Here is a 22,372-nt window from a genome sequence, read left to right on the forward strand (position 1 = left end):
ACAGGCAAGCGCCAGCAGCTATCACAACAAGAGCACCACGATGACCACGAACACCGCCCACCGCAAACCCCTGCCCGGCACGGCGCTGCAGTTCTACGACGCGCGCGAGGCCGTCGAGCGGCTTACCCCCGGCGCCTGGGCCACGCTGCCCTACACCGCCCGCGTGCACGCCGAGAACCTGGTGCGCCGCGCCGACCCGGCGCAGTTGCCGGACTACCTGCGCCAGTTGATCGAACGCCGGCGCGACCTGGACTTTCCCTGGTACCCCGTGCGCGTGGTGTGCCACGACATCCTGGGCCAGACCGCGCTGGTCGATCTGGCGGGCCTGCGCGATGCGATCGCCCAGCAAGGGGGCGACCCGGCGGCCGTGAACCCTGTGGTGCCGGTACAGCTCATCGTGGACCACTCGCTGGCCGTGGAGTGCGGCGGCCATGACCCCGAGGCGTTCACCAAGAACCGCGCCATCGAGGACCGCCGCAACGAGGACCGCTTTCACTTCATCGAGTGGACGAAGAAGGCCTTCGCCAACGTGCAGGTCATCCCGGCGGGCAACGGGATCATGCACCAGATCAATCTGGAAAAAATGTCGCCCGTCGTGCACGTGCAGGACGATGGACAGGGCAAGGTCGCCTTTCCCGACACCTGCGTGGGCACCGACAGCCACACGCCGCACGTCGATGCGCTGGGCGTGATCGCCGTGGGCGTGGGCGGGCTGGAGGCCGAGGCCGTGATGCTGGGCCGCGCCAGCTGGATGCGCCTGCCCGACATCGTGGGCGTCAGGCTCACCGGCAAACGCCAGCCGGGGATTACCGCGACCGACATCGCGCTGGCGCTGACCGAGTTCCTGCGCAAGGAGAAGGTCGTGGGCGCCTATGTGGAATTCTTCGGCGAGGGCGCGGACAGCCTCTCGATCGGCGACCGCGCCACCATCAGCAACATGTGCCCCGAATACGGCGCCACCGCCGCGCTGTTCTACATCGACGCGCAGACCACCGATTACCTGCGCCTGACCGACCGCGCGCAAGACCAGGTGCGGCTGGTGGAGACCTACGCCCGCGCCGCCGGTCTGTGGGCCGATACCCTGCGCGAGGTGCGGTACGAGCGCACGCTGCACTTCGACCTGTCCAGCGTGGTGCGCAACATGGCCGGCCCCAGCAACCCGCACCGGCGCCTGCCGACCAACGCGCTGGTGGAGCGCGGCATTGCCGATGCCAGCATGCTGGAGAGGGCCCGCGCCGAGGAAGCCAGGGGCCTGCTGCCCGACGGTGCCGTCGTCATCGCCGCCATCACCAGTTGCACCAACACCAGCAACCCGCGCAACGTGATCGCCGCCGGCCTGCTGGCGCGCAACGCCCGCCGCCTGGGCCTGCGGCGCAAGCCCTGGGTCAAGACCTCGCTCGCGCCCGGCTCCAAGGCGGTGGAGCTGTACCTGCAGGAGGCCGGCCTGCTCTCTGATCTGCAGGCGCTGGGCTTTGGCATCGTGGGCTTTGCCTGCACCACCTGCAACGGCATGAGCGGCGCGCTGGACCCGCGCATCCAGCAGGAGATCCTTGACCGCAAGCTCTACGCCACCGCCGTGCTCTCGGGCAACCGCAACTTCGACGGGCGCATCCACCCCTATGCGAGCCAAGCCTTCCTGGCGTCGCCGCCGTTGGTGGTGGCCTACGCGATCGCGGGCACGGTGCGCTTTGACATCGAGCGCGACGTGCTGGCCGTGGTGGAGGGCCGCGAAATCCGCCTGAACGACCTGTGGCCCAGCGACGAGGAGATCGACGCCATCGTCGCCAGCGCCGTGAAGCCCGCACAGTTCCGCGCCGTGTACCAACCCATGTTCGCCCTGCGCAAGGGCGATGGCGAGCGCGCCGCGCCGCAGTACGACTGGCGCCCGCAGTCCACCTACATCCGCCGCCCGCCCTACTGGGACGCCGAAGGCGTGGGCGCGCTGGCCGCCTACCCGCGCACCCTCCAGGGCATGCGCCCGCTGGCGCTGCTGGGCGACAACATCACCACCGATCACCTCTCGCCGTCCAACGCCATCCTGCCCGCCAGCGCGGCGGGCGAATACCTGGCCCGCATGGGCGTGCCCGAGGAGGACTTCAACTCCTACGCCACGCACCGGGGCGACCACCTCACGGCGATGCGCGCCACGTTCGCCAACCCGCAACTCGTCAACGAGATGGCGGTGGTGAACGGCCAGGTGCAAAAGGGCTCGCTCGCCCGCATCGAGCCCGAGGGCCGCGTGACGCGCATGTGGGAGGCCATCGAGACCTACCTGCACCGCCGCCAGCCGCTGGTCATCATTGCCGGGGCCGACTACGGCCAGGGATCGAGCCGCGACTGGGCCGCCAAGGGCGTGCGGCTGGCGGGGGTGGAGGCGGTGGTGGCCGAGGGCTTCGAGCGCATCCACCGCACCAACCTCATCGGCATGGGGGTGCTGCCGCTGGAGTTCCTCCCCGGCACCAACCGCCACACGCTGCAGTTGGACGGCACCGAAACCTACGACGTGGCCGGCGCCCTCACGCCGCGCGCCACCGTCATCCTTGCCATCCGCCGCGCGCAGGGCGAGACGCAGCAGGTGCCCGTCACCTGCCGGCTGGACACGGCCGAGGAAGTCTCGGTCTACGAAGCGGGGGGCGTGCTGCAGCGCTTCGCCCAGGACTTTCTGGCCCAATCAGCCTCCAGCGCCCGTCTGACAAGCGCAAGCAGCTATTGAAACAAGAGCAAACATGGCACCACAGATCAGGATCCCCGCCACCTACCTGCGCGGCGGCACCAGCAAGGGCGTGTTCTTTCGCCTGCAAGATTTGCCCGCGGCGGCGCAGCAGCCCGGCGCAGCGCGCGACGCGCTGCTACTGCGCGTGACCGGCAGCCCCGACCCTTACGGCAAACAGATCGACGGCATGGGCGGCGCCACCTCGTCCACGTCCAAGGCGGTGATCGTCTCACCCTCCACCCGGCCCGGGCATGACGTGGACTATCTGTTCGGCCAGGTCGCCATCGACAGCCCCTTCGTGGACTGGAGCGGCAACTGCGGCAACCTGTCGGCCGCCGTGGGGCCGTTCGCCATCGCCAGCGGCCTGGTCGCGCCCGGGCGCATTCCGCACGACGGCGTGTGCATCGTGCGCATCTGGCAGGCCAACATCGGCAAGACCATCGTCGCCCACGTACCCATCGCGGGTGGCCAGGTGCAGGAGACGGGCGACTTTGCGCTGGACGGCGTGGCCTTCCCCGCCGCCGAGGTGTTGCTCGAATTCCTCGACCCGGCCGATGGCGGTGAAGGAGGCGAAGGCGGCGGCAGTGCCCTGTTCCCCACCGGCCAGCTGGTCGATACGCTGGACGTGCCAGGCGTGGGCCGCTTGCAGGCCACGCTCATCAACGCGGGCATCCCGACCATCTTCCTGAACGCCAGGGACGTCGGCTGCACCGGCACCGAGCTGCAGGACGCGATCAATGGCGATGCCGCGGCCCTGGCCCGCTTCGAGGCCATCCGCGCCTGGGGCGCAGTCAAGATGGGCCTGATCCACGACGTGGCAGAGGCCGCCACGCGCCAGCACACGCCCAAACTCGCCTTCGTCGCGCCGCCGGCGGACTACGTCGCCTCCAGCGGCACGGCAGTGCGCGCGGCCGACATCGACCTGCTGGTGCGCGCACTGTCCATGGGCAAGCTGCACCACGCCATGATGGGCACGGCGGCCGTGGCCATCGGCGCCGCTGCCGCCGTCCCCGGCACGCTGGTCCACCAGGCGGCCGGCGGGGGCCCGCGCACCGCCGTGCCGGGATCGGTGCGGTTCGGCCACCCCTCGGGCACGCTGCGCGTGGGGGCCGAGGCCGCGCTGGTGAACGGCCAGTGGCGCGTCACCAAGGCCCTCATGAGCCGCAGCGCCCGCACCCTGATGGAAGGCTGGGTGAGAGTGCCGCCAACCCCGTGAGCAACTTCGTCATGTCCCCCTTCTCCCACGCTTCGCGCGGCATGGGGGACGCCGCCAGCGCGGCAGCGCGGCGCGGCCGGCACAGGCCCCCGCGCCGCGGCCGCTAGGGCCTGTTCACACTATTTTTGCCAGTGCGAATGGCGTGAAAACCGCGCCAATCTAGGCGCGTGACGACGCCAAGGCCGGGGCCTTGGCTAGGAGGGCAACGACGAATGGCGTGGTTTTCACTCCGTTCCCTCCGGGTTGCGATCAAAAAGGGCCATTCGCGGCGTTGCCAAGCCTCGCTGGGGTAGCACCCCAGCTTCGTTTGGCGCCTTGCGCCTGGCCCTTTTTGATCGCAACGCATCTGGCAAAAATAGTGTGAACAGGCCCTAGCCCCGGCCGGGGGCGCACCCGATTTCAGCAATGCGTTCCATGCGCGCGCAGAGCACCCTCCCTGAAGGAAACAGCCATGCAGTCCACCAAGCATCAACTCAAGGCCCTGGCCGAAGCCCGGCGCGGCGTCATCGTGCCGGGCGCGTTCAACGCACTGTCGGCCAAGGTCATCGAAGATCTGGGCTACGAGGCCCTCTACATCACCGGCGCGGGCGTCACCAACATGGGGTTCGGCCTGCCCGACCAGGGCTTCATGGGACTGACCGACATCGCCGACCACACGGCCCGCATCCGCGACGCGGTGGAGCTGCCGCTGATCGTGGACGCGGACACGGGCTTCGGCAACGCCCTCAACACCTACCACGCCGTGCGCACGCTGGAGCGCGCCGGCGCCGACTGCATCCAGCTCGAAGACCAGGTGAGCCCCAAGCGCTGCGGCCACTTCAGCGGCAAGGCCGTGATCGAAACCAGCGAGATGGTGAGCAAGATCCGCGCCGCTGTGGATGCGCGGCGCGACGGCCTGCTGGTCATGGCGCGCACCGACGCCGCCGCCGTGCACGGCTTCGACGCCGCCGTGGAGCGCGCGCACGCGTACGCCGAGGCGGGCGCCGACATCCTGTTCGTCGAGGCCGTCGCCACCGCCGACGAGGTGCGCGCCCTGCCCCAGCGCCTGCAAGTGCCCCAGCTCATGAACATGGTCATCGGCGGCAAGACGCCCATCATGGGCGCCGACGAACTGGGCCGGCTCGGCTACGGCTTCGTGCTGTACGCCAACGCCGCGCTGCAAGGCGCCGTGGCCGGCATGCAAAAAGTGCTGGCCCAGTTGCGCGACGCGCGCGAGGTGCGCGAAGACCCCACGCTGGTCGCCCCGTTCGCCGAGCGCCAGCGGCTGGTGGGCAAACCGTTCTGGGATGCGCTCGAAAAGAAATACGCATGAAATCAGGCGCTAGCGTTTACCTGACAAGCGCTAGCAGCTATCAAAACTACAGCAACTCCACCCCCTTGAGCGTGACGAAACTCGTCTCGCGCGTCACCCGCACGAAGTCCTGCAGGAAGGGCCTGGGCGAGAGCTGCGGCAGGCAGGCCGCGTGCAGTTCGCCGCGCAGGCCCCGCGCGCCGATGGGGCGCGCGGCCACGTAGCCCCGGTCCAGGTAGCCTTGCACCGCCCACAGTGGCAGTGCGGCCACGCCCCGGCCGCTGGCCACGAGCTGCAGCATGGCCACCGTCAGCTCGGTGGTGCGCCGGGGCGGGCGCACGCCGGCGGGCTCCAGCACCTGGCGCACGAGGTCCAGCATCTCGTCGGGTACCGGATAGGTGATGAGGGTCTGGTCCGCGAAGTCCTGCGCCTTCAGAAAGGGCTTGTCCAGCAATGGGTGGCCGTGGGCCAGCAACGCGCGGATCTCGAAGCCAAACAGGGGGTGGTAGTCCACGGCGCCCGCCTCCCCGGCGTCCAGCTCGGAGACGATGGCCAGGTCCGCCCGGCTCTGGTGCAGCAGGCCCACGGGGTCGGCGTGGAAGCCGCTCACGATGTCCAGTTCCACCTCGGGCCAGCGTGCGCGGAAGGCGTCCATGGCGGGCATCAGCCAGTCAAAACAGGTATGGCATTCCACGGCGATGCGCATCTGCCCACCCTCCCCTTGGGACAGGCGTGCCACGTCACGCTCAGCCGTTTCCACCTGCGGCAGCACGGCGTCGGCCAGTTGCAGCAGCCGCGCGCCGGTGGCGCTGAACTGCGGCGGCACGGACTTGCGCTCAAACAGCGGCGTGCCGTAGCGGTCCTCCAGCAGCTTGATTTGGTGCGACAGCGCCGATTGCGTGAGGTTGAGCAGCTGCGCCGCCCGCACCAGGCTGCCGCTATCACGCAGGGCCTGCAGCGTGCGCAGATGGCGGATCTCCAGGATGGATTGCATCATTAAAACTATTCAAGTTGAAAAGACAAAACTTTCGTTTGAATCATAAACACACTTGGCCGACCATCGCGGTTTTCTCTTGCACAAGGACTTCCGCACCATGGCCGCTTCCCCCATCCTCACCCATACGCTGGGCTTTCCCCGCATGGGCGCGCAGCGCGAACTGAAACTGGCGCTGGAGCGCCATTGGCGCGGCGAGATCGACGCCGCCGCGCTCGAAGCCGTGGGCGCCCAACTGCGCGCACGCCACTGGCAGGCCCAGCGCGACGCAGGCCTGGCCTTCGCGACCGTGGGCGACTTCGCCTACTACGACCACATGGCCCACCACATCCAACTGCTGGGTTGCGAAAGCCCGCGGTTTGGCTTCACCCCCGGCACACCGGAGCTGGCACGCTACTTCGCCATGGCGCGGGGCGTGCAGACGCTGTCGGGCCATGGCGACCACGCCCCCGGTAGCACCTGCGGCGCAGGCTGTGCGCACGCGCCGCATCCCGGCGAAGGCCAGCCCGCGCTGGAGATGACGAAGTGGTTCGACACCAACTACCACTACCTCGTGCCCGAACTGCACGCCGACACTGCGTTCCGCCTGGGCAGCGAGCGCCTGTTCGCCGAAGTGGCCGAAGCCCAGGCGCTGGGCCACCGCGTAAAGGCGCAGCTTGTGGGGCCGCTCACTTTCCTCTGGCTGTCCAAGGAGAAAGGCGAAGCCCCATTCGACCGGTTGGACCTGCTGGACCGCCTGCTGCCCGTGTACGCGCAGATACTCGCGCGCCTGAAGGCCGAGGGCGTGGAGTGGGTGCAGATCGACGAGCCCATCCTGGGCCTGGACCTGCCTGCCAGCTGGACGCAGGCCTTCGAGCCCGCGTACTGGCAGCTCGGCAAGGCCGGCCCACAGGTGCTGCTGGCCACCTACTTCTCGCCCCTGGAGAACCATCTGCGCCTGGCCTGCCAGCTGCCCGTGGCCGGCCTGCACGTGGACGCCGTGCGCGCCCCGCAGGAGCTGACGGGCGTGGCCGACTGGTTGCCGGCCTACAAGGTGCTGTCGGTGGGCGTGGTGGACGGTCGCAACATCTGGCGTACCGACCCCGACGCGGCCCTGGCCCTGCTGCGCCCCGTGGCCGCCAAACACACCGGACCGCTGTGGGTGGCGCCCTCGTGTTCGCTGCTGCATGTGCCCGTCAGCCTGGCGGGCGAGGATGCGCTGGACCCCGAGCTGCGCGGCTGGCTCGCCTTCGCCACCGAGAAGCTGGACGAGGTGGCCCTGATCGCCGGCCTGCTGGACGGCCGCGTGGCCGTCACCGACCCGCGCCTGGCCGCCGCGCGCGCCGCCATCGCCAGCCGCCGCGCCAGCCCGCGCGTGCACCGCCCCGCCGTGGCCGCCCGCCTGGAGGCGGCACCCGAGGGCTGCGACCGGCGCCGCTCGCCCTTCCCCATACGCCAGCAGGCGCAGCGCGCGCGCCTGCGTCTGCCGCCGCTGCCCACCACCACCATCGGATCCTTCCCGCAGACCCCGGCCATCCGCGCAGCACGTGCGGCCCACCGCCGTGGCGTACTGGGTGAGGCCGCATACCAGGCACAGATGCGCGCCGAGATCGAACACGCCGTGCGCAAGCAGGAGCAACTGGGCCTGGACGTGCTGGTGCACGGCGAGGCCGAGCGTAACGACATGGTGGAGTACTTCGGCGAGCAGCTGGACGGCTTCGCCTTCACGGCCAATGGCTGGGTGCAGAGCTACGGCTCGCGCTGCGTCAAGCCCCCTGTGCTTTACGGCGACGTGGCCCGCCCGCATGCCATGACGGTCGACTGGACCGTCTACGCCCAAAGCCTCACGGACAAACCCCTGAAAGGCATGCTCACGGGGCCGGTGACCATCCTGCAGTGGTCCTTCGTGCGCGACGACCAGCCGCGCAGCCGCACCTGCGAGCAGATTGCCTGGGCCATTCGGGACGAGGTGGTGGATCTGGAGGCGGCCGGGATCGCCATCGTGCAGATTGACGAGCCCGCCATCCGCGAAGGCCTGCCGTTGCGCCGCACAGGCTGGAAACCGTACCTGGACTGGGCCACGCGGGCCTTCCGCATCAGCGCCTGCGGCGTGCAGGACACGACGCAGATCCACACCCACATGTGCTACAGCGAGTTCAACGACATCCTGCCCGAGATCGCCGCCATGGACGCCGACGTCATCACCATCGAGACCAGCCGCTCCGACATGGAACTGCTGCGTGGCTTCGGCAGTTTCAAATACCCCAACGAGATCGGCCCCGGTGTCTACGACATTCATTCACCACGCATACCCGGCCCGCAGGAGATGGCGCGCCTGCTGCGCAAGGCGGCCGAGGTGGTGCCCGCACGCAACCTCTGGGTCAATCCTGACTGCGGCCTCAAGACCCGCAACTGGCCCGAGACCGAGGCCGCGCTGCGCCACATGGTGCAGGCCGCGCGGGCATTGCGCTCCGCCATGGCCTCCGCTTGACGGCGGGCAACCATCAACCCTGCGCCGCGTCAGTGCATGACCCGCATCGGCTGGCATGGCGGCACAATGCGCCGCCATGCTCTATAACGCCCTCAAGCTCACCCACGTGCTGTCGATCATCGTCTGGATCGGCGGCATGGTCTTCGCCCATTTCTTCCTGCGCCCCGCCGTACAGATGCTGGAGCCGCCGCAGCGCGTGGCGCTGATGCACGGCGTCCTGCAGCGCTTCCTGGGCGCGGTCGCCATCGCCATCGTGGCCGTGCTGACGAGCGGGCTGGGCATGATCGGCGCGGTGAGCATCGGCGCGGGCGGCGCCTTCTCGATGCCGCTGGACTGGACCATCATGGCGACCCTCGGCATCGTGATGATGGGCATCTTCGCCTACATCTACTTCGCGCTGCTCAGCCGCCTGGAGCAGGCCGTCGCCGCCTCCGACTGGCCGGCAGGCGGCCTGGCGCTGGCAAGCATCCGCGCCTGGGTTGGCGTGAACCTGCTCATCGGCGTAGTGATTGTGGTGCTGACGCTGCTGATGTGAGACGCGCGGCGGCACTACATCGCCGCCGGCATAAAAAAAACGCGCCGTGAAGGCGCGTTTTTTATTTGGCGGAAACGGAGGGATTCGAACCCTCGATGAGGCTCTACACCCCATACTCCCTTAGCAGGGGAGCACCTTCGGCCACTCGGTCACGTTTCCAATCCCGCTATTGTAGCCTCATTTCAAGGCCATTTCGGCGAAACTTCAGGCGGCAGCCTGGTCCAGCTCGAACGCCTTATGCAGCGTACGCACGGCCAATTCCACGTACTTCTCGTCGATCACCACGGAGGTCTTGATTTCCGACGTGGAGATCATCTTGATGTTGATGCCCTCTTCGCTCAGCGCGCGGAACATCTTGCTGGCCACGCCCACATGGCTGCGCATGCCGATGCCGACGATGCTGACCTTCGCGATCTTGGCATCGCCCACGATTTCCTCGGCGCCCAGTTGGGGCAGCACCTTGTCTTTCAACAGATCGATGGTGCGTTGGTAGTCATTCCGATTCACCGTGAAGCTGAAGTCGGTCTTGCCTTCCTTGCCCATGTTCTGGATGATGACATCCACATCGATATTGGCGTCGGCCACCGCGCCCAGGATCTGGTAGGCGATACCGGGGGTGTCGGGCACGCCGATCACGGAGATCTTGGCTTCGTCGCGGGTGAAAGCGATGCCGGATACGACGGCTTTTTCCATTTGTTCGTCTTCCTCAAAGGTGATCAGGGTGCCGGACTTGGCTTCCTCGTTGATGTCGATGTCCCAGGACGTGAAGCTGGAGAGCACGCGCAGCGGCACCTTGTACTTGCCGGCAAATTCCACCGAACGGATCTGCAGCACCTTGCTGCCCAGGCTGGCCATCTCCAGCATTTCCTCGAAGCTCAGCGTCGTCAGGCGCCGCGCTTCGGGCACCACGCGCGGGTCGGTGGTGTACACGCCATCCACGTCGGTGTAGATCAGGCATTCGTGCGCCTTCATCGCGGCGGCAATGGCGACGGCCGAGGTGTCGGAGCCGCCGCGGCCCAGCGTGGTGATGTTGCCGCCCTCGTCGATGCCCTGGAAGCCCGTGACGATGACGACCTTGCCCGCGTCCAGGTCGGCGCGCACGCGCTTGTCGTCGATGGACTCGATGCGCGCCTTGGTGTAGCTGCTGTCGGTGCGCACGGGCACCTGCCAGCCGGCGTAGCTCACCGACTCCATGCCTTCGGCCTGCAGCGCGATGGCCAGCAGGGCCGACGAGGCCTGCTCACCCGTGGCGGCCAGCATGTCGAGCTCGCGGTGGTAGGCGGAGGTAATGCGCGAGGGCGTGAGCTCCTTGGCCAGGCCCAGCAGGCGGTTGGTCTCGCCACTCATGGCGCTGGGTACCACCACCATCTGGTGGCCGGCCCGCGCCCACTTGGCCACGCGCTTGGCGACATTGCGGATGCGCTCGGTGGAGCCCATCGAGGTGCCGCCGTATTTATGAACGATCAGTGCCATGGAATTTCTGGAATGGCAGGGACGCAGATGCGCGGCGCTATTGCAAAAGCTGTTCTGGCGCGCCGCCGTCCCGTGCGGAAATGGGGACCAAAACCTGTTGATTGTACCAACCGAGCACCTCCGCCTCGCGGACCACATAGCCCCCGCCCACCTTCAGGTGAATGCGGTGCCCGCGCGTGGCACATGCGGCCAACTGGTCCAGCAATTCGTTCAGCTGTGCGGCCGTAGGCGTGGTGGCGTGGTGCACACGCAGCCAGTGGCGCAGCACGTTCGCCTGGCGCGCCCTTCCCAATGCACGCAGCGCCGCGATGCGGGGCGGCTGGCCGATGGCCGCTGCATCGGCGGCGGCCAGTTCCTGCAGCAGTTCGCTGGCCTGCGCCGCGTGTTCGCAACTGCGTGCAAAGGTGTCACGAAACTGCGGGAACGCCTGCTGCAGCGCCGGCAGCAACTGGCGGCGGATGCGGTTGCGCGTGAAGCGCTCGTCGGCGTTGGTCGGGTCTTCCACCCAGCGTTCGCCACGCGCGACCAGCCAGGCGCGCACGTCGGCGCCTGCCACGCGCAGCAGCGGCCTGCACCAGTCCAGGCCCGCGCGCTGCCACCGCGCCGGCATGGCGGCAAGCCCGGCTACGCCCGCGCCCCGCGATAGGGCGAGCAGCAATGTCTCGACCTGGTCGTCCGCATGCTGCGCCAACGCTATTGTTTTTATAGCCATCTGCGCTTGACAGTCAAGCGCCAACGCCTCAAAAGCCTTGTAGCGCACCTGGCGTGCCGCCTCCTCGGGGCTTTGTCCGGCAGCATGGCGCGCATCCACGCGGCGCACCCACAGCGGTATGCCCAGCCGCTCACACAAGGCCACGCAATGCTGCTCAAACCCGTCGGCCGCCGCCTGCAGTCCATGGTGCACGTGGAAAGCCACCACCTGCCCCGGCCAGCGCGCTGCGCAGGCCAACAGCAGTGCCGTCGAATCTGCGCCGCCGCTGAGGGCCACGGCCAGGGGCGGACGGGGCCGGAAGGCCGCGACTGCGGCGTCGAACGACTGGGTCAAGCGTCCCTCCTGCTGCGGCAGTGCGGGCGCGGTGGCGTATGGGCAGGCATGGCGGCCCGATTATCGGCGCGCGCCAGCGCCCCGCCACGCTAGCGCTGCAGTGCCAGCGGCGCCGCCCGACCGGCGCTTGCGGCCTCGTCGTGCAGCCGGAAGGTACCCACCACGTCGGACAGGCGTACGGACTGGTCTTTGAGGCTGGCCGCCGCTGCGGCGCTTTCTTCCACCAGTGCGGCGTTCTGCTGGGTCATCTGATCCAACTGCGCCACGGCCTGGCCTACCTCGCCAATGCTGGTGCTTTGCTCGTTTGTGGAAGCGGTGATCTCGGCCATGATGTCCGTGACGCGCTGCACCGACTGCACGATGTCCGCCATGGTGGTGCCCGCATCGTGAGAGACTTCCACAGAGACATACGTAACCCTTCTTCCTGCAGCGATGCGCGTCCGCACGAGGAAAGATAATACGTTTTGATACAAGTAAGTCACAAAAAAAGGCGGGGATTCCCCCACCTTTTTCAAGGATCGGCGCGTCGCTGACTGCGCGTGCGCCTCGCCTTAGCGGCTGTCCGCCTTGGTGTCCGTGAAGCGGCCGTAGCTCTGCAGGCGCTCGTAGCGGCGGTCCTGCAGTTCCTTGGGCTTGAGGTCCGACAGCTGGCGGTAGGCATCGCCCAGGGCACGCTTGAGGAAGGCGGCCATCTGCTTGTGGTCGCGGTGCGCGCCCCCCACGGGCTCGTTCACGATCTTGTCCACCAGACCCAGGGCCTTCAGGCGGTGCGCCGTGATGCCCATGGCCTCGGCGGCGTCCTGCGCGCGGTCGCTGGTTTTCCAGAGGATGGACGCGCAGCCCTCGGGGCTGATGACCGAGTAAATCGAGTACTGCAGCATGATGACCTGGTCGGCCACGCTGATGGCCAGCGCGCCGCCGGATCCGCCTTCGCCGATCACCGTGGTGATGATCGGCACTTCCAGCTGGGCCATCTCGTAGATGTTGCGGCCGATGGCTTCGGACTGGCCGCGCTCCTCGGCGTCGATGCCGGGGTATGCACCGGGCGTATCGACGAAAGTGAACACGGGCAGCTTGAACTTCTCGGCCGTCTTCATCAGGCGCAGGGCCTTGCGGTAGCCCTCGGGCCGGCTCATGCCGAAGTTACGCGCGGTGCGCTCCTTGGTGTCGCGGCCCTTCTGGTGGCCCAGCACCATGCAGGCGTGACCGTTGAAGCGCGCGAGGCCCCCCACGATGGACTGGTCGTCCGCGAAGTGCCGGTCGCCGTGCATTTCCACGAAATCTGTGAAGATCTCGCGCACGTAGTCCATGGTGTACGGGCGCTCTGGATGGCGCGCGATCTTCGTGATCTGCCAGGGGGTCAGGTCACTGTAGATGTCCTTGGTGAGCTGCAGGCTCTTCTTGCTGAGCTGGTCAATCTCCTCGGAGATGTCCACCGCGCTCTCGTTCTGCACATAGCGCAGTTCTTCGATTTTGGATTCCAGCTCGCCAATGGGCTGCTCGAAGTCCAGAAAGGTCTTTTTCGCCAACTTGTTTTCTCCTCGGGGCGGTGCCCGGTACCGGCCGCCCTGCGTTGTTCAGTAGTCCACCGGCAGGGGGGCGAGCGACCGCCAAATATACCAACTCGCCACGCTGCACCAGGGTTTCCACGCATCAGCCACTTCGCGCGCATCGCTGCGGCTGACCGGGTCGCCCGAAAAATAATGCTGGCTGATGCCCTGGATCAGCGTGGCATCGTCCAGCGGCAGCACGTTCGGCCGCGCCAGATGGAAGATGAGGAACATATCCGCCGTCCAGCGGCTGATGCCGCGGATCGCCACCAGCTCGGCAACGATGGCCTGGTCGTCCATCTGGTCCCACTGCTTCACGTGCAGCCGGCCGCTGTCGAAGTGCAGCGCCAGGTCCACCAGGTACTCCACCTTGCGGGCCGACAGGCCGGCCGCACGCATGTCGTCCACCTTGAGCTTGAGCACGCTGCGCGGCGTCATGCTGCGCGACAGCGCGGCGAACTGGTCCCACACGCGCTGCGCCGACGCCACCGACACCTGCTGGCCCACGATGGAGCGCGCCAGCGTGGTGAAGGCGTCGCCGCGCTGGCTCAGGGCCACGTTGCCCACCTGGGGAATCAGGCGACGCATCACACGGTCCTTCTTGGTCAGATGCCGGCAGGCCTCTTCCCAATAGCTGGGGGGCGTGAGGGACGGATGTGTATCCGCTATTTTTTTAGTAGCTGCCACCGCTTACCCCACAAGCCCTACATGCCAATTTGAATCGAAACCCATTTACTGAGCCGCCTCCCAGGTCGTACCCGTGGCGGAGTCCTTGAGCACGATACCCTGCGCCAGCAGATCATTGCGGATGCGGTCGGCCTCTGTGAAGTTCTTGGCAGCCTTGGCGGCAGCGCGCGCGGCGATCTGCGCCTGGATAGCCGCCTCGTCCAGCCCGGCGCCTGCTTTCAGAAAGTCCTGCGGGTCCGCATGCAGCAGCCCCAGGTGGCCGCCCAGCGCCTTGAGCAAGCCCGCCGCGGCGGGCGACTTACTGCGGTTCACCTCACCGGCCAGGTCGAACAGCACGGCCACCGCTTCGGGGGTGCCGAAGTCCTCGTCCATGGCCGCCTTGAAGCGGGCGGCGTAGCCTTCGGCCCAGTCCACCTCGACCGGGGCCGGTGCCACCAGGCTCAGCGCGGTGTACAGGCGCTTGAGCGCGGCACGCGCATCGTCCAGGTGCACGTTGCTGTAGTTCAGCGGGCTGCGGTAGTGGCTGCGGACCACGAAGAAGCGCACAGTCTCCGCGTCGTATTCCTTGAGCACGTCACGGATGGTGAAGAAGTTGCCCAGGCTCTTGGACATCTTCTCGTTGTCCACGTTGATGAAGCCGTTGTGCATCCACAGCCGCGCGAACGGTTTGCCCGTGGCGCCCTCGCTCTGGGCGATCTCGTTCTCGTGGTGCGGAAACTGCAGATCGGCGCCGCCACCGTGGATGTCGAAGCTCTCGCCCAGCAGCGCGCAGCCCATGGCGGAGCATTCGATATGCCAGCCCGGGCGCCCCTCGCCGAAGGGGCTGCGCCACTTCACATCGGCCGGCTCTTCGGGCTTGGCGGACTTCCACAGCACGAAGTCCAGCGGGTCGTGCTTGCCGTCCTGCACGGCCACACGCTCGCCGGCATTTAGCTCGTCCAGCGACTTGCCCGACAGCTTGCCGTAGCCGGGGAACTTGCGCACCGCATAGTTCACGTCGCCGTTGCCCGCCTGGTAGGCCAGGCCCTTGCCCTGCAGCGTGCCGATCATGTCCAGCATCTGCGGCACATAGGCGGTGGCGCGCGGCTCGTGCGTGGGACGCTCAATGCCCAGCGCGTCGGCGTCCTGGTGCAGCGCATCAATCATGCGGTCGGTCAGGCTGCGAATGGTCTCGCCGTTCTCCACCGCGCGCTTGATGATCTTGTCGTCGATGTCGGTGATGTTGCGCACGTAGGTCACCGCCAGGCCGGATGCGCGCAGCCAGCGCTGCACCACGTCGAAAGCAATCATGGAGCGCGCATGGCCCAGGTGGCACAGGTCGTACACGGTCATGCCGCACACGTACATGCGCACATGGCCGGGTTCGAGCGGGGAAAACTCCTCCAATGCACGCGACAGCGTGTTGTAGATACGCAAGCTCATGGATGACGGGTCCAGGGAATCGGTGGGGGCGGAGGGGTGCGGTGCGCGCCCGGTGCAACGCGCGCGACTCGGCGGGTGCGCGCGATGGGCGCTGCCGCGGGGCGGGCAGGCGGTCTGCCGCAAGGGCGGCGGGCCCGCCATCAGGAGCGGCAACAGCGTACCGGCATGACAAAACCCCTCCGCTACAATCGGCCGCAGTATAAGCCCGCACCGCGGCCCGACCGCGCTGCTCCGTCTCTCCAGCCCCTCCTCCATGACTCCTGCACGCCGACCCGCCCTCCGCTGCCTGCATCTGCTTGCCGCAACTGCGGCCCTGCTCGCAGCCTCATGGGCCCAGGCGGACGAGTACGCCGACATTTCCCGCCTGCTCCAGCTGGGCAAGCCCGCCGAAGCCATCGTGAAACTGGACCAGCGCCTGGCCGCCACCCCGCGCGACCCGCAGTTGCGCTTCCTGCGCGCCGTGGCGCTGGCCGATTCCGGCAAGCCGGCCGAAGCCATCGATGCCTTCGTGCAGCTGACTGAGGACTACCCCGAGCTGCCCGAGCCCTACAACAACTTGGCCGTGCTCTACGCCAGCCAGAACCAGTTGGAAAAAGCCCGCGCAGCGCTGGAGACGGCGATCCGCACCAAGCCCGACTACGCCACCGCCCACGAGAACCTGGGCGACATCCACGCCAAGCTGGCCAGCCAGTCGTATCTGCGGGCGCAACAGCTGGACCGTGCCACGGCCGCCTCGGTGGCGCCCAAGCTCGAGCTGCTGCGCGAGCTGTTCGCCGCCGAATCGAAACCCGCCGCACCCCAGGCCGCCACCCCGGCCAGCCGCTGAGGTGCGCCGTCTTGCGCGCCGGCCCCGACCCCGCATAGCCGGGCGCCGCGGGCCCCTATCCCTTTCGATCAAGGAGCAACCATGATTTCCAGAAGAAATATCACCCAAACGCTTGCTGGATGTGCGCTAGCAGCTATTGTTACAGTAGCAAATGCCCAGACCGCCGGTGCCGCAGCACCCCAGGTCAAGCTCGCCACCAGCCTGGGTGACATCGTGGTGCAACTGGATCCGGCCAAGGCGCCCAAGACGGTGGAGAACTTCCTGGCCTACGTGGCCGACAAACACTATGACGGCACGGTCTTTCACCGCGTGATCGATGGCTTCATGATCCAGGGTGGCGGCTTCACGGCCGACATGCAGCAAAAGCCCACCAAGGCCCCGATCCCGCTGGAAGCCACCACCGGGCTGAAGAACGACAAGTACACCATCGCCATGGCCCGCACGGCCAACCCCAATTCGGCGACCAGCCAGTTCTTCATCAACGTGGCGAACAACGCCATGCTCAACGCGCCCCAGCCCGACGGCCACGGCTACGCCGTGTTCGGCAAGGTGGTGAGCGGTACCGAGGTGGTGGACAAGATCAAGGCCGTGGCCACCGGCAACCGCGGCATGCACCAGAACGTGCCCACGACCCCCGTGGTCATCCAATCCGCAACCCTGGTCAAGTAACCTGAAAGGACACCCGCCATGAGCAACCCACAAGTCGAACTGCACGTCACCATCAACGGTGCCGAAACGGCCACCCAAGGCGTCATCACGCTGGAACTGGACGCCGTGAACGCCCCCAAGTCCACCGCCAACTTCCTAAACTACGTGAACAAGGGCTTCTACGACGGCACGATCTTTCACCGCGTGATCAAGAACTTCATGGCCCAGGGCGGCGGCTTCACGGCCGACATGAAGCAAAAGCCGACCGATGCGCCCATCGAGAACGAGGCCGCCAACGGCCTGAAGAACGACAAGTACACCATCGCCATGGCCCGCACCGGCGACCCGCACAGCGCCACGGCACAGTTCTTCATCAACGTGGTGGACAACGCCTTCCTGAACCACACCTCCCCCACACCACAGGGCTGGGGCTACGCCGTGTTCGGCAAGGTGGTCAAGGGCGAGGACGTGGTCGACGCCATCAAGAAGGTGCGCACCACGCGCAAGGGCTTCCACGACGACGTGCCCTTCGACGCCGTGGTGATCGACAAGGCTGTGGCGCTGTAAGCCCTGCGATGACACCATCCGTGCCGCCGATGGACGAGCTGGCCGCGCCAGCCGCGTGGCGCACGGTGGACTTCATCTCCGACCTGCACCTGGAGCCGGCCCAGCCCTCCACGGTGCAGGCCTTGCGGCAGTACCTGCACAGCACGCCCGCCGACGCGGTGTTCCTGCTGGGCGACCTGTTCGAGGTCTGGGTGGGCGACGACGCCATCGACGAGCCGGGCAGCTTCGAAGGCGCCTGCTGCGCCCTGCTCGCCCAGGCCACGCACGCGAGGCCGCTGTATTTCATGCACGGCAACCGCGACTTCCTCGTGGGTAAGGGCTTCACGCGCCACACCGGTATACCCGTGCTGGCCGATCCCACGGTGCTCACGTTCGCTGGCCGACGCTGGCTGCTGTCGCATGGCGATGCGCTGTGCCTGAACGATGTGGAATACCAGCGCTTTCGCATCCTGGCACGCAACCCGCAATGGCAAGCCCAGTTGCTGGCGCGCCCGCTGCACGAGCGCCGCGCACAGGGCCGCAGCGCCCGCAGCGAGAGCGAGGCGCGCAAGCAGGCCGGCGCCGCGGTCTATGCCGATGTGGACAGCCCGGCCGCCATCGAGTGGCTGCGCGCCGCGGGGGCCCAGGCGCTGATCCACGGCCACACCCATCTGCCGGCAGACCATGTACTGGCGCCCGGCCTGGCGCGCCACGTGCTCACGGACTGGGACCTGGACGCCCACCCGCCGCGCGCCGGCGTGCTGCGCCTGACGGCCGAGGGCTTGCAGCGCCTGCCGCTCGTCCCCACGTAGCGGCATGGCACGTAACCGCGCACCCCTGCACTTCCTTCGCCAACTGGCCCTGCGCGTACGCGCCACCGTGGCCCCCCTCCCCGACATCTCCGCGCAACTGTGGTTGCAGACCCTGCGGCGCTACCCATTCCTGCAGGCGCTGCCACTGCATGACCAAGGCAAGCTGCGCGCCCTGAGCGCGCTGTTCCTGGACCGCAAGGAGTTCACCGGCGCCCATGGGCTGGTGGTGACCGATGCCATGGCGGTCTCGATTGCGGCCCAGGCCTGCCTGCCGCTGCTGCACTGGGGCGCTCCCGAGCGTGCGCTGGCCTGGTACGACGACTTCGTGGGTATCGTGGTGCATCCGGCCGAGGCCGTGGCGCGCCGCCAGGCCGTGGATGCCGCCGGCGTGGTGCACCACTACGACGAGGTGCTGTTGGGCGAAGCCATGGAGCGTGGCCCCGTCATGCTGAGCTGGCCCGCCGTGGACGGGGCCGGCCAGGGCGGACCGGACGGACAACCGGCCGCTACCAGCGTGGTGATCCACGAGTTCGTGCACAAGATCGACATGCGCAACGGCCCGGCCGACGGCTGCCCGCCCTTGCCTCCGGGATTCATGGGCACGCGGGGCGCGCGCGCCGCGCACGCGGCCTGGCGCGACGCCTGGGAGCCCGCGTACGAGCAGTTCCGCGAGCAGGTCATCATCGCCGAGCGTTTCGGCGGTGCATGGCCGTGGCTGGATGCGTACGGCGCCACCGCGCCCGCGGAGTTCTTCGCCGTGGCCTGCGAGGCGTACTTCGTGCACCGTGAACGTTTCGGGCAGGAATTCCCCACCCTGCTGCCCGTGCTGGATGCGTTCTTCGGCCGGCCCCTGTCCGGCTGAGGCGGCTTCGTCCCGCCCCTCAACCGCCCCTCAACCGCCCGTCAGCACGGCCCGCGCCGCCTGCGCAATGCTGGCGGCATCGACCCCAAAGTACGCACGCAGCGCCGCCCGCGTGTCACTGCGGCCAAAGCCATCCGTGCCCAGCGTGCGGTAGCGGCGCCCCTCGGGCACATAGGCGCGCACCGATTCGGGCACGGCCCGCACATAGTCCGTGGCGGCAATGATCGGGCCACTCGTTCCCTCCAGTACCTGCGTAAGCCAGGGCTTGGCATCGCCTGCTTCACCCCCTTCACCCCCGTCACGCCCGATCTCGCAGGCTTGTCCGTCACGCGCCAGCTCGCTCCAGCTCGTCACGCTGACCACGGTGGCTGCGATACCCTCATCGGCCAGCCGTTGCGCCGCCTTTATGACCTCGGTGAGGATGGCGCCGGAGCCCAGCAGAGTCACGTTTTTTTGAGATGAAATTGAGCCATTGCGCTCATCCAGCAAGCGTTGATAGCTATTAAATAAATAGCATCCACGCAGCACCCCTGCATGGGCCTCGGCCGGCAGGTCCGGCTGGGCGTAGTTCTCGTTCATGAGCGTGACGTAATAGAAAACGTCGCGCTGCTCGGCGACCATCTCGCGCATGCCGGCGTCCACGATCACGGCCAACTCGCCCGCGAAGGCCGGGTCGTAGGCCTTGCAGTTGGGGATGGTGGCCGCCGCGAGGTGGCTGGAGCCGTCCTGGTGCTGCAGGCCCTCGCCGCCCAGCGTGGTACGCCCCGAGGTAGCGCCCAGCAGGAAGCCGCGGGCGCGCTGATCGGCGGCGGCCCAGATGGCGTCGCCCACGCGCTGAAAGCCGAACATCGAGTAGTAGATGTAGAACGGCAGCATGGCCAGGCCGTGCACGCTGTAGCTGGTGGCGGCGGCCGTCCAGCTGGCGATGGCACCGGCCTCGCTGATGCCTTCCTCCAGGATCTGCCCATCCAGCGCCTCGCGGTACGAGAGCACCGAGCCGATGTCCTCGGGCGCATAACGCTGGCCCACGCTGCTGTAGATGCCCACCTGCTTGAACAGGTTGGCCATGCCGAAGGTGCGTGCCTCGTCGGCCACGATGGGGACGATGCGCGGGCCCAATGTGGCGTCCTTGAGCAGCGTGCCGAGCATGCGCACGAAGGCCATGGTAGTGCTCATCTCCTTGCCATCGGCCGCCAGCGCGAACTGCGCATAGCTGGCGAGGGGCGGTGCGGGCAGCACGTCGCACACCGTGTCGCGCCGGGGCAGGTAGCCGCCCAGGGCCTGGCGTTGGCGGCGCAGGTACTGCATCTCGGGGCTGTCGTCCCCCGGCTTGTAGAACGCCAGGCCCGTGGCCTGCGCGTCGCTCAAGGGCAGGTTGAAGCGGTTGCGGAATTCGATGAGGTCGGCGTCGTCGAGCTTCTTCTGGCTGTGCGTGGTCATCTTGCCCTGGCCGGCCTGGCCCATGCCGTAGCCCTTCTTGGTGTGCGCGAGGATCACCGTGGGTTGGCCGCGGTGGCGCGCGGCGGCAGCATAGGCCGCGTGGATCTTCACCAGGTCATGCCCGCCGCGCTTCAAGCGGTCGATCTGCTCGTCGGTCATGCCTTGCGCCAGCGCGGCCAGTTCGGGGGTCTGGCCGAAGAAGTGGTCGCGGTTGTAGCGCCCATCCTTGGCGGCGAAGGTCTGCATCTGGCCGTCCACCGTGCCTTCGAGCGTGCGCACCAGCGCGCCCGTGAGGTCGCGGGCGAACAGGCCGTCCCAGTCGCTGCCCCAGACGAGCTTGACCACGTTCCAGCCCGCGCCCGCGAACAAACGCTCCAGTTCGTCGATGATGCGGCCATTGCCGCGCACCGGGCCGTCCAGGCGCTGCAGGTTGCAGTTGACCACCCAGACGAGGTTGTCCAGGCCCTCGCGCGCGGCGAGCGTGAGGGCGCTCATGGATTCGGGTTCGTCCATCTCGCCGTCGCCGAACACGCCCCACACCTTGCGTGCGGAGCAATCCAGCAGGTTGCGGTGCGTGAGGTAGCGCATGAAGCGCGCGTGGTAGATGCTGCTGATGGGGCCGATGCCCATGGAGCCGGTGGGGAACTGCCAGAAATCGGGCATGAGCCAGGGATGCGGGTAGCTGGAGAGGCCACGCGCGCCCTGCGCCGGGGCGGTGATCTCCTGGCGGTAGTGCATGAGGTCCTGCTCGCTCAAACGCCCTTCGAGGAAGGCGCGCGCGTACACGCCGGGCGCGCTGTGCGGCTGGAAAAACACCAGGTCGCCCCGGTGCTGGCCTTCGCCCAGACCCTCGCGGGCGTGGAAGAAGTGGTTGAAGCCGCTCTCGAACAGGTCGGCCGCACTGGCGTAGCTGGCAATGTGGCCGCCGAGTTCACCATAGGCCTGGTTGGCGCGCACCACCATGGCCAGCGCGTTCCAGCGCATGATGGACGCCAGACGCTCCTCGATCGCCAGGTCGCCGGGGAACACCCCCTGCTCCTGCACGGACACGGTGTTCACGTAGGGCGTGTTCAGGCCGGGGCGCCAGTCCACGCGCAGTTGGCCGGCCAGCCGGTTCAGCTCGTCCAGCAGAAAGCGCGCGCGCTCAGGCCCTGCCGTGGCCACCAGGGCCTGCAGGGCGTCGCGCCATTCGGCGGTTTCCTGGGGGTCGGTATCGGGGCTGGCGGCGGCAGCGAGGGTAGCCAGTGTTGCGAGGGGCATGGGGGCGTTCATCGCGCCACTGTAGGCCCCGCATACCGAAATAGGATGCCGATTCACACGATGTTTCACCCTTCATCGGCACAATATGCCGCTCATGGAATGATTTTCAGCATATGAAGCTTGACGCTACCGATTTGCGCATCCTGGCCGAATTGCAGGCCGATGGCGCGCTGTCCAATGTGGAGCTGGCGCGGCGCGTGCACCTGTCGCCCTCACCCTGCCTGGCCCGGGTCAAGGCGCTGGAGGCCGCTGGCGTCATCAGCCGGTATGTGGCGCTGGCCAATGCCACGGCGCTGGGGCTGGGACTCAATGTGTTCATCAACATCAGCCTGAAAAGCCAGAGCAAGGAAGCGCTCTCGGCCTTCGAACAGCGCATCGCCGAGCATGATCAGGTGATGGAGTGCTACCTGATGACGGGCGACAGCGACTACCTGATCCGCGTGGCGCTGCCCGACATCGCGGCGCTGGAACGTTTCATTCTCGAGCAGCTCACGCCCATCCCGGGCATCGAGAAGATCCGCACCAGCTTCACGCTCAAGCAGGTGCGCTACAAGACGGCGTTGCCTCTGCCAACGCCGTAGC

18 protein-coding genes, 1 tRNA gene and 1 pseudogene are annotated in these 22,372 nt (G+C 67.7%); 11 read left to right on the forward strand and 9 right to left on the reverse strand.

Annotated features, from left to right (window positions below):
• Positions 1–40: 40 nt before the first annotated feature.
• From acnD to K2L43_RS11425, 3 genes are all read left to right on the forward strand, one after another.
• Entirely contained in the window at positions 41–2,713 is a 2,673-nt protein-coding gene (gene acnD, locus K2L43_RS11415) for a Fe/S-dependent 2-methylisocitrate dehydratase AcnD (RefSeq protein WP_220637588.1), read from the forward strand.
• A gap of 13 nt (positions 2,714–2,726) precedes the next feature.
• Entirely contained in the window at positions 2,727–3,929 is a 1,203-nt protein-coding gene (gene prpF, locus K2L43_RS11420; RefSeq protein WP_220637589.1) for a 2-methylaconitate cis-trans isomerase PrpF, read from the forward strand.
• A 451-nt stretch (positions 3,930–4,380) separates the two neighbouring features.
• Positions 4,381–5,241 (forward strand): oxaloacetate decarboxylase, encoded by an 861-nt coding sequence (locus tag K2L43_RS11425; protein ID WP_220637590.1) that lies wholly within the window; start codon positions 4,381–4,383, stop codon positions 5,239–5,241.
• 46 nt (positions 5,242–5,287) lie between these two features.
• Here the strand turns inward: K2L43_RS11425 and K2L43_RS11430 are convergent, their stop codons facing one another.
• Positions 5,288–6,217 carry a LysR family transcriptional regulator gene (locus tag K2L43_RS11430; protein ID WP_220637591.1) on the reverse strand — a complete coding sequence of 310 codons (930 nt, stop codon included), beginning with the start codon at positions 6,215–6,217 and terminating at the stop codon, positions 5,288–5,290.
• A 97-nt stretch (positions 6,218–6,314) separates the two neighbouring features.
• On the opposite strand from K2L43_RS11430, the gene metE reads away from it, so the two are divergent.
• The gene (gene metE / locus K2L43_RS11435) at positions 6,315–8,684 is read left to right on the forward strand and encodes a 5-methyltetrahydropteroyltriglutamate--homocysteine S-methyltransferase (RefSeq protein WP_220637592.1); all 2,370 of its coding nucleotides are present in this window, start codon (positions 6,315–6,317) and stop codon (positions 8,682–8,684) included.
• Between the two features lie 76 nt (positions 8,685–8,760).
• Positions 8,761–9,219: a CopD family protein gene (locus tag K2L43_RS11440; protein WP_199856270.1), complete on the forward strand. Its 459-nt coding sequence runs from the start codon at positions 8,761–8,763 to the stop codon at positions 9,217–9,219.
• A gap of 66 nt (positions 9,220–9,285) precedes the next feature.
• Here K2L43_RS11440 and K2L43_RS11445 read toward each other — a convergent pair.
• The 7 genes and pseudogenes from K2L43_RS11445 to cysS all read right to left on the reverse strand — a co-directional run bounded on the left by K2L43_RS11445 (position 9,286) and on the right by cysS (position 15,396).
• Positions 9,286–9,378, reverse strand: a tRNA-Ser gene (locus K2L43_RS11445).
• Positions 9,379–9,423: 45 nt separating this feature from the next.
• Complete coding sequence (locus K2L43_RS11450; protein ID WP_011804900.1) at positions 9,424–10,692, reverse strand: aspartate kinase; 1,269 nt, start codon at positions 10,690–10,692, stop codon at positions 9,424–9,426.
• 37 nt (positions 10,693–10,729) lie between these two features.
• Positions 10,730–11,737, reverse strand: coding sequence for a tRNA lysidine(34) synthetase TilS (tilS, locus tag K2L43_RS11455; RefSeq protein WP_220637593.1), 1,008 nt, complete (start codon positions 11,735–11,737; stop codon positions 10,730–10,732).
• 89 nt (positions 11,738–11,826) lie between these two features.
• Positions 11,827–12,138, reverse strand: a pseudogene (locus K2L43_RS11460) (chemotaxis protein); the annotation flags it as partial.
• 150 nt (positions 12,139–12,288) lie between these two features.
• Complete coding sequence (locus tag K2L43_RS11465; RefSeq protein WP_011804898.1) at positions 12,289–13,266, reverse strand: acetyl-CoA carboxylase carboxyltransferase subunit alpha; 978 nt, start codon at positions 13,264–13,266, stop codon at positions 12,289–12,291.
• 48 nt (positions 13,267–13,314) lie between these two features.
• On the reverse strand, positions 13,315–13,974 hold the full coding sequence (locus K2L43_RS11470) for a DNA-3-methyladenine glycosylase (protein ID WP_220637594.1): 660 nt from the start codon (positions 13,972–13,974) through the stop codon (positions 13,315–13,317).
• 45 nt (positions 13,975–14,019) lie between these two features.
• Complete coding sequence (gene cysS, locus K2L43_RS11475) at positions 14,020–15,396, reverse strand: cysteine--tRNA ligase (protein ID WP_220637595.1); 1,377 nt, start codon at positions 15,394–15,396, stop codon at positions 14,020–14,022.
• A 253-nt stretch (positions 15,397–15,649) separates the two neighbouring features.
• Here cysS and K2L43_RS11480 point away from each other — a divergent pair, with 253 nt between their 5' ends.
• From K2L43_RS11480 to K2L43_RS11500, 5 genes are all read left to right on the forward strand, one after another.
• Positions 15,650–16,222 (forward strand): tetratricopeptide repeat protein, encoded by a 573-nt coding sequence (locus K2L43_RS11480; RefSeq protein ID WP_220637596.1) that lies wholly within the window; start codon positions 15,650–15,652, stop codon positions 16,220–16,222.
• A gap of 81 nt (positions 16,223–16,303) precedes the next feature.
• Positions 16,304–16,891 carry a peptidylprolyl isomerase gene (locus K2L43_RS11485; protein WP_103737986.1) on the forward strand — a complete coding sequence of 196 codons (588 nt, stop codon included), beginning with the start codon at positions 16,304–16,306 and terminating at the stop codon, positions 16,889–16,891.
• Between the two features lie 18 nt (positions 16,892–16,909).
• Positions 16,910–17,437 (forward strand): peptidylprolyl isomerase, encoded by a 528-nt coding sequence (locus K2L43_RS11490; protein WP_047351425.1) that lies wholly within the window; start codon positions 16,910–16,912, stop codon positions 17,435–17,437.
• 8 nt (positions 17,438–17,445) lie between these two features.
• Positions 17,446–18,228 (forward strand): UDP-2,3-diacylglucosamine diphosphatase, encoded by a 783-nt coding sequence (locus K2L43_RS11495; protein ID WP_220637597.1) that lies wholly within the window; start codon positions 17,446–17,448, stop codon positions 18,226–18,228.
• Between the two features lie 4 nt (positions 18,229–18,232).
• Positions 18,233–19,090: a zinc-dependent peptidase gene (locus K2L43_RS11500; protein ID WP_220637598.1), complete on the forward strand. Its 858-nt coding sequence runs from the start codon at positions 18,233–18,235 to the stop codon at positions 19,088–19,090.
• A 30-nt stretch (positions 19,091–19,120) separates the two neighbouring features.
• Here the strand turns inward: K2L43_RS11500 and mdeB are convergent, their stop codons facing one another.
• Positions 19,121–21,802, reverse strand: coding sequence for an alpha-ketoglutarate dehydrogenase (gene mdeB, locus K2L43_RS11505; RefSeq protein WP_220637599.1), 2,682 nt, complete (start codon positions 21,800–21,802; stop codon positions 19,121–19,123).
• A gap of 101 nt (positions 21,803–21,903) precedes the next feature.
• Between mdeB and K2L43_RS11510 the strand changes: the two genes are divergently transcribed.
• Positions 21,904–22,371: an Lrp/AsnC family transcriptional regulator gene (locus K2L43_RS11510; RefSeq protein ID WP_011804889.1), complete on the forward strand. Its 468-nt coding sequence runs from the start codon at positions 21,904–21,906 to the stop codon at positions 22,369–22,371.
• Position 22,372: the final 1 nt, after the last annotated feature.

This window comes from Diaphorobacter sp. MNS-0 (assembly GCF_019602835.1).
Classification (GTDB): domain Bacteria; phylum Pseudomonadota; class Gammaproteobacteria; order Burkholderiales; family Burkholderiaceae_C; genus Diaphorobacter; species Diaphorobacter nitroreducens.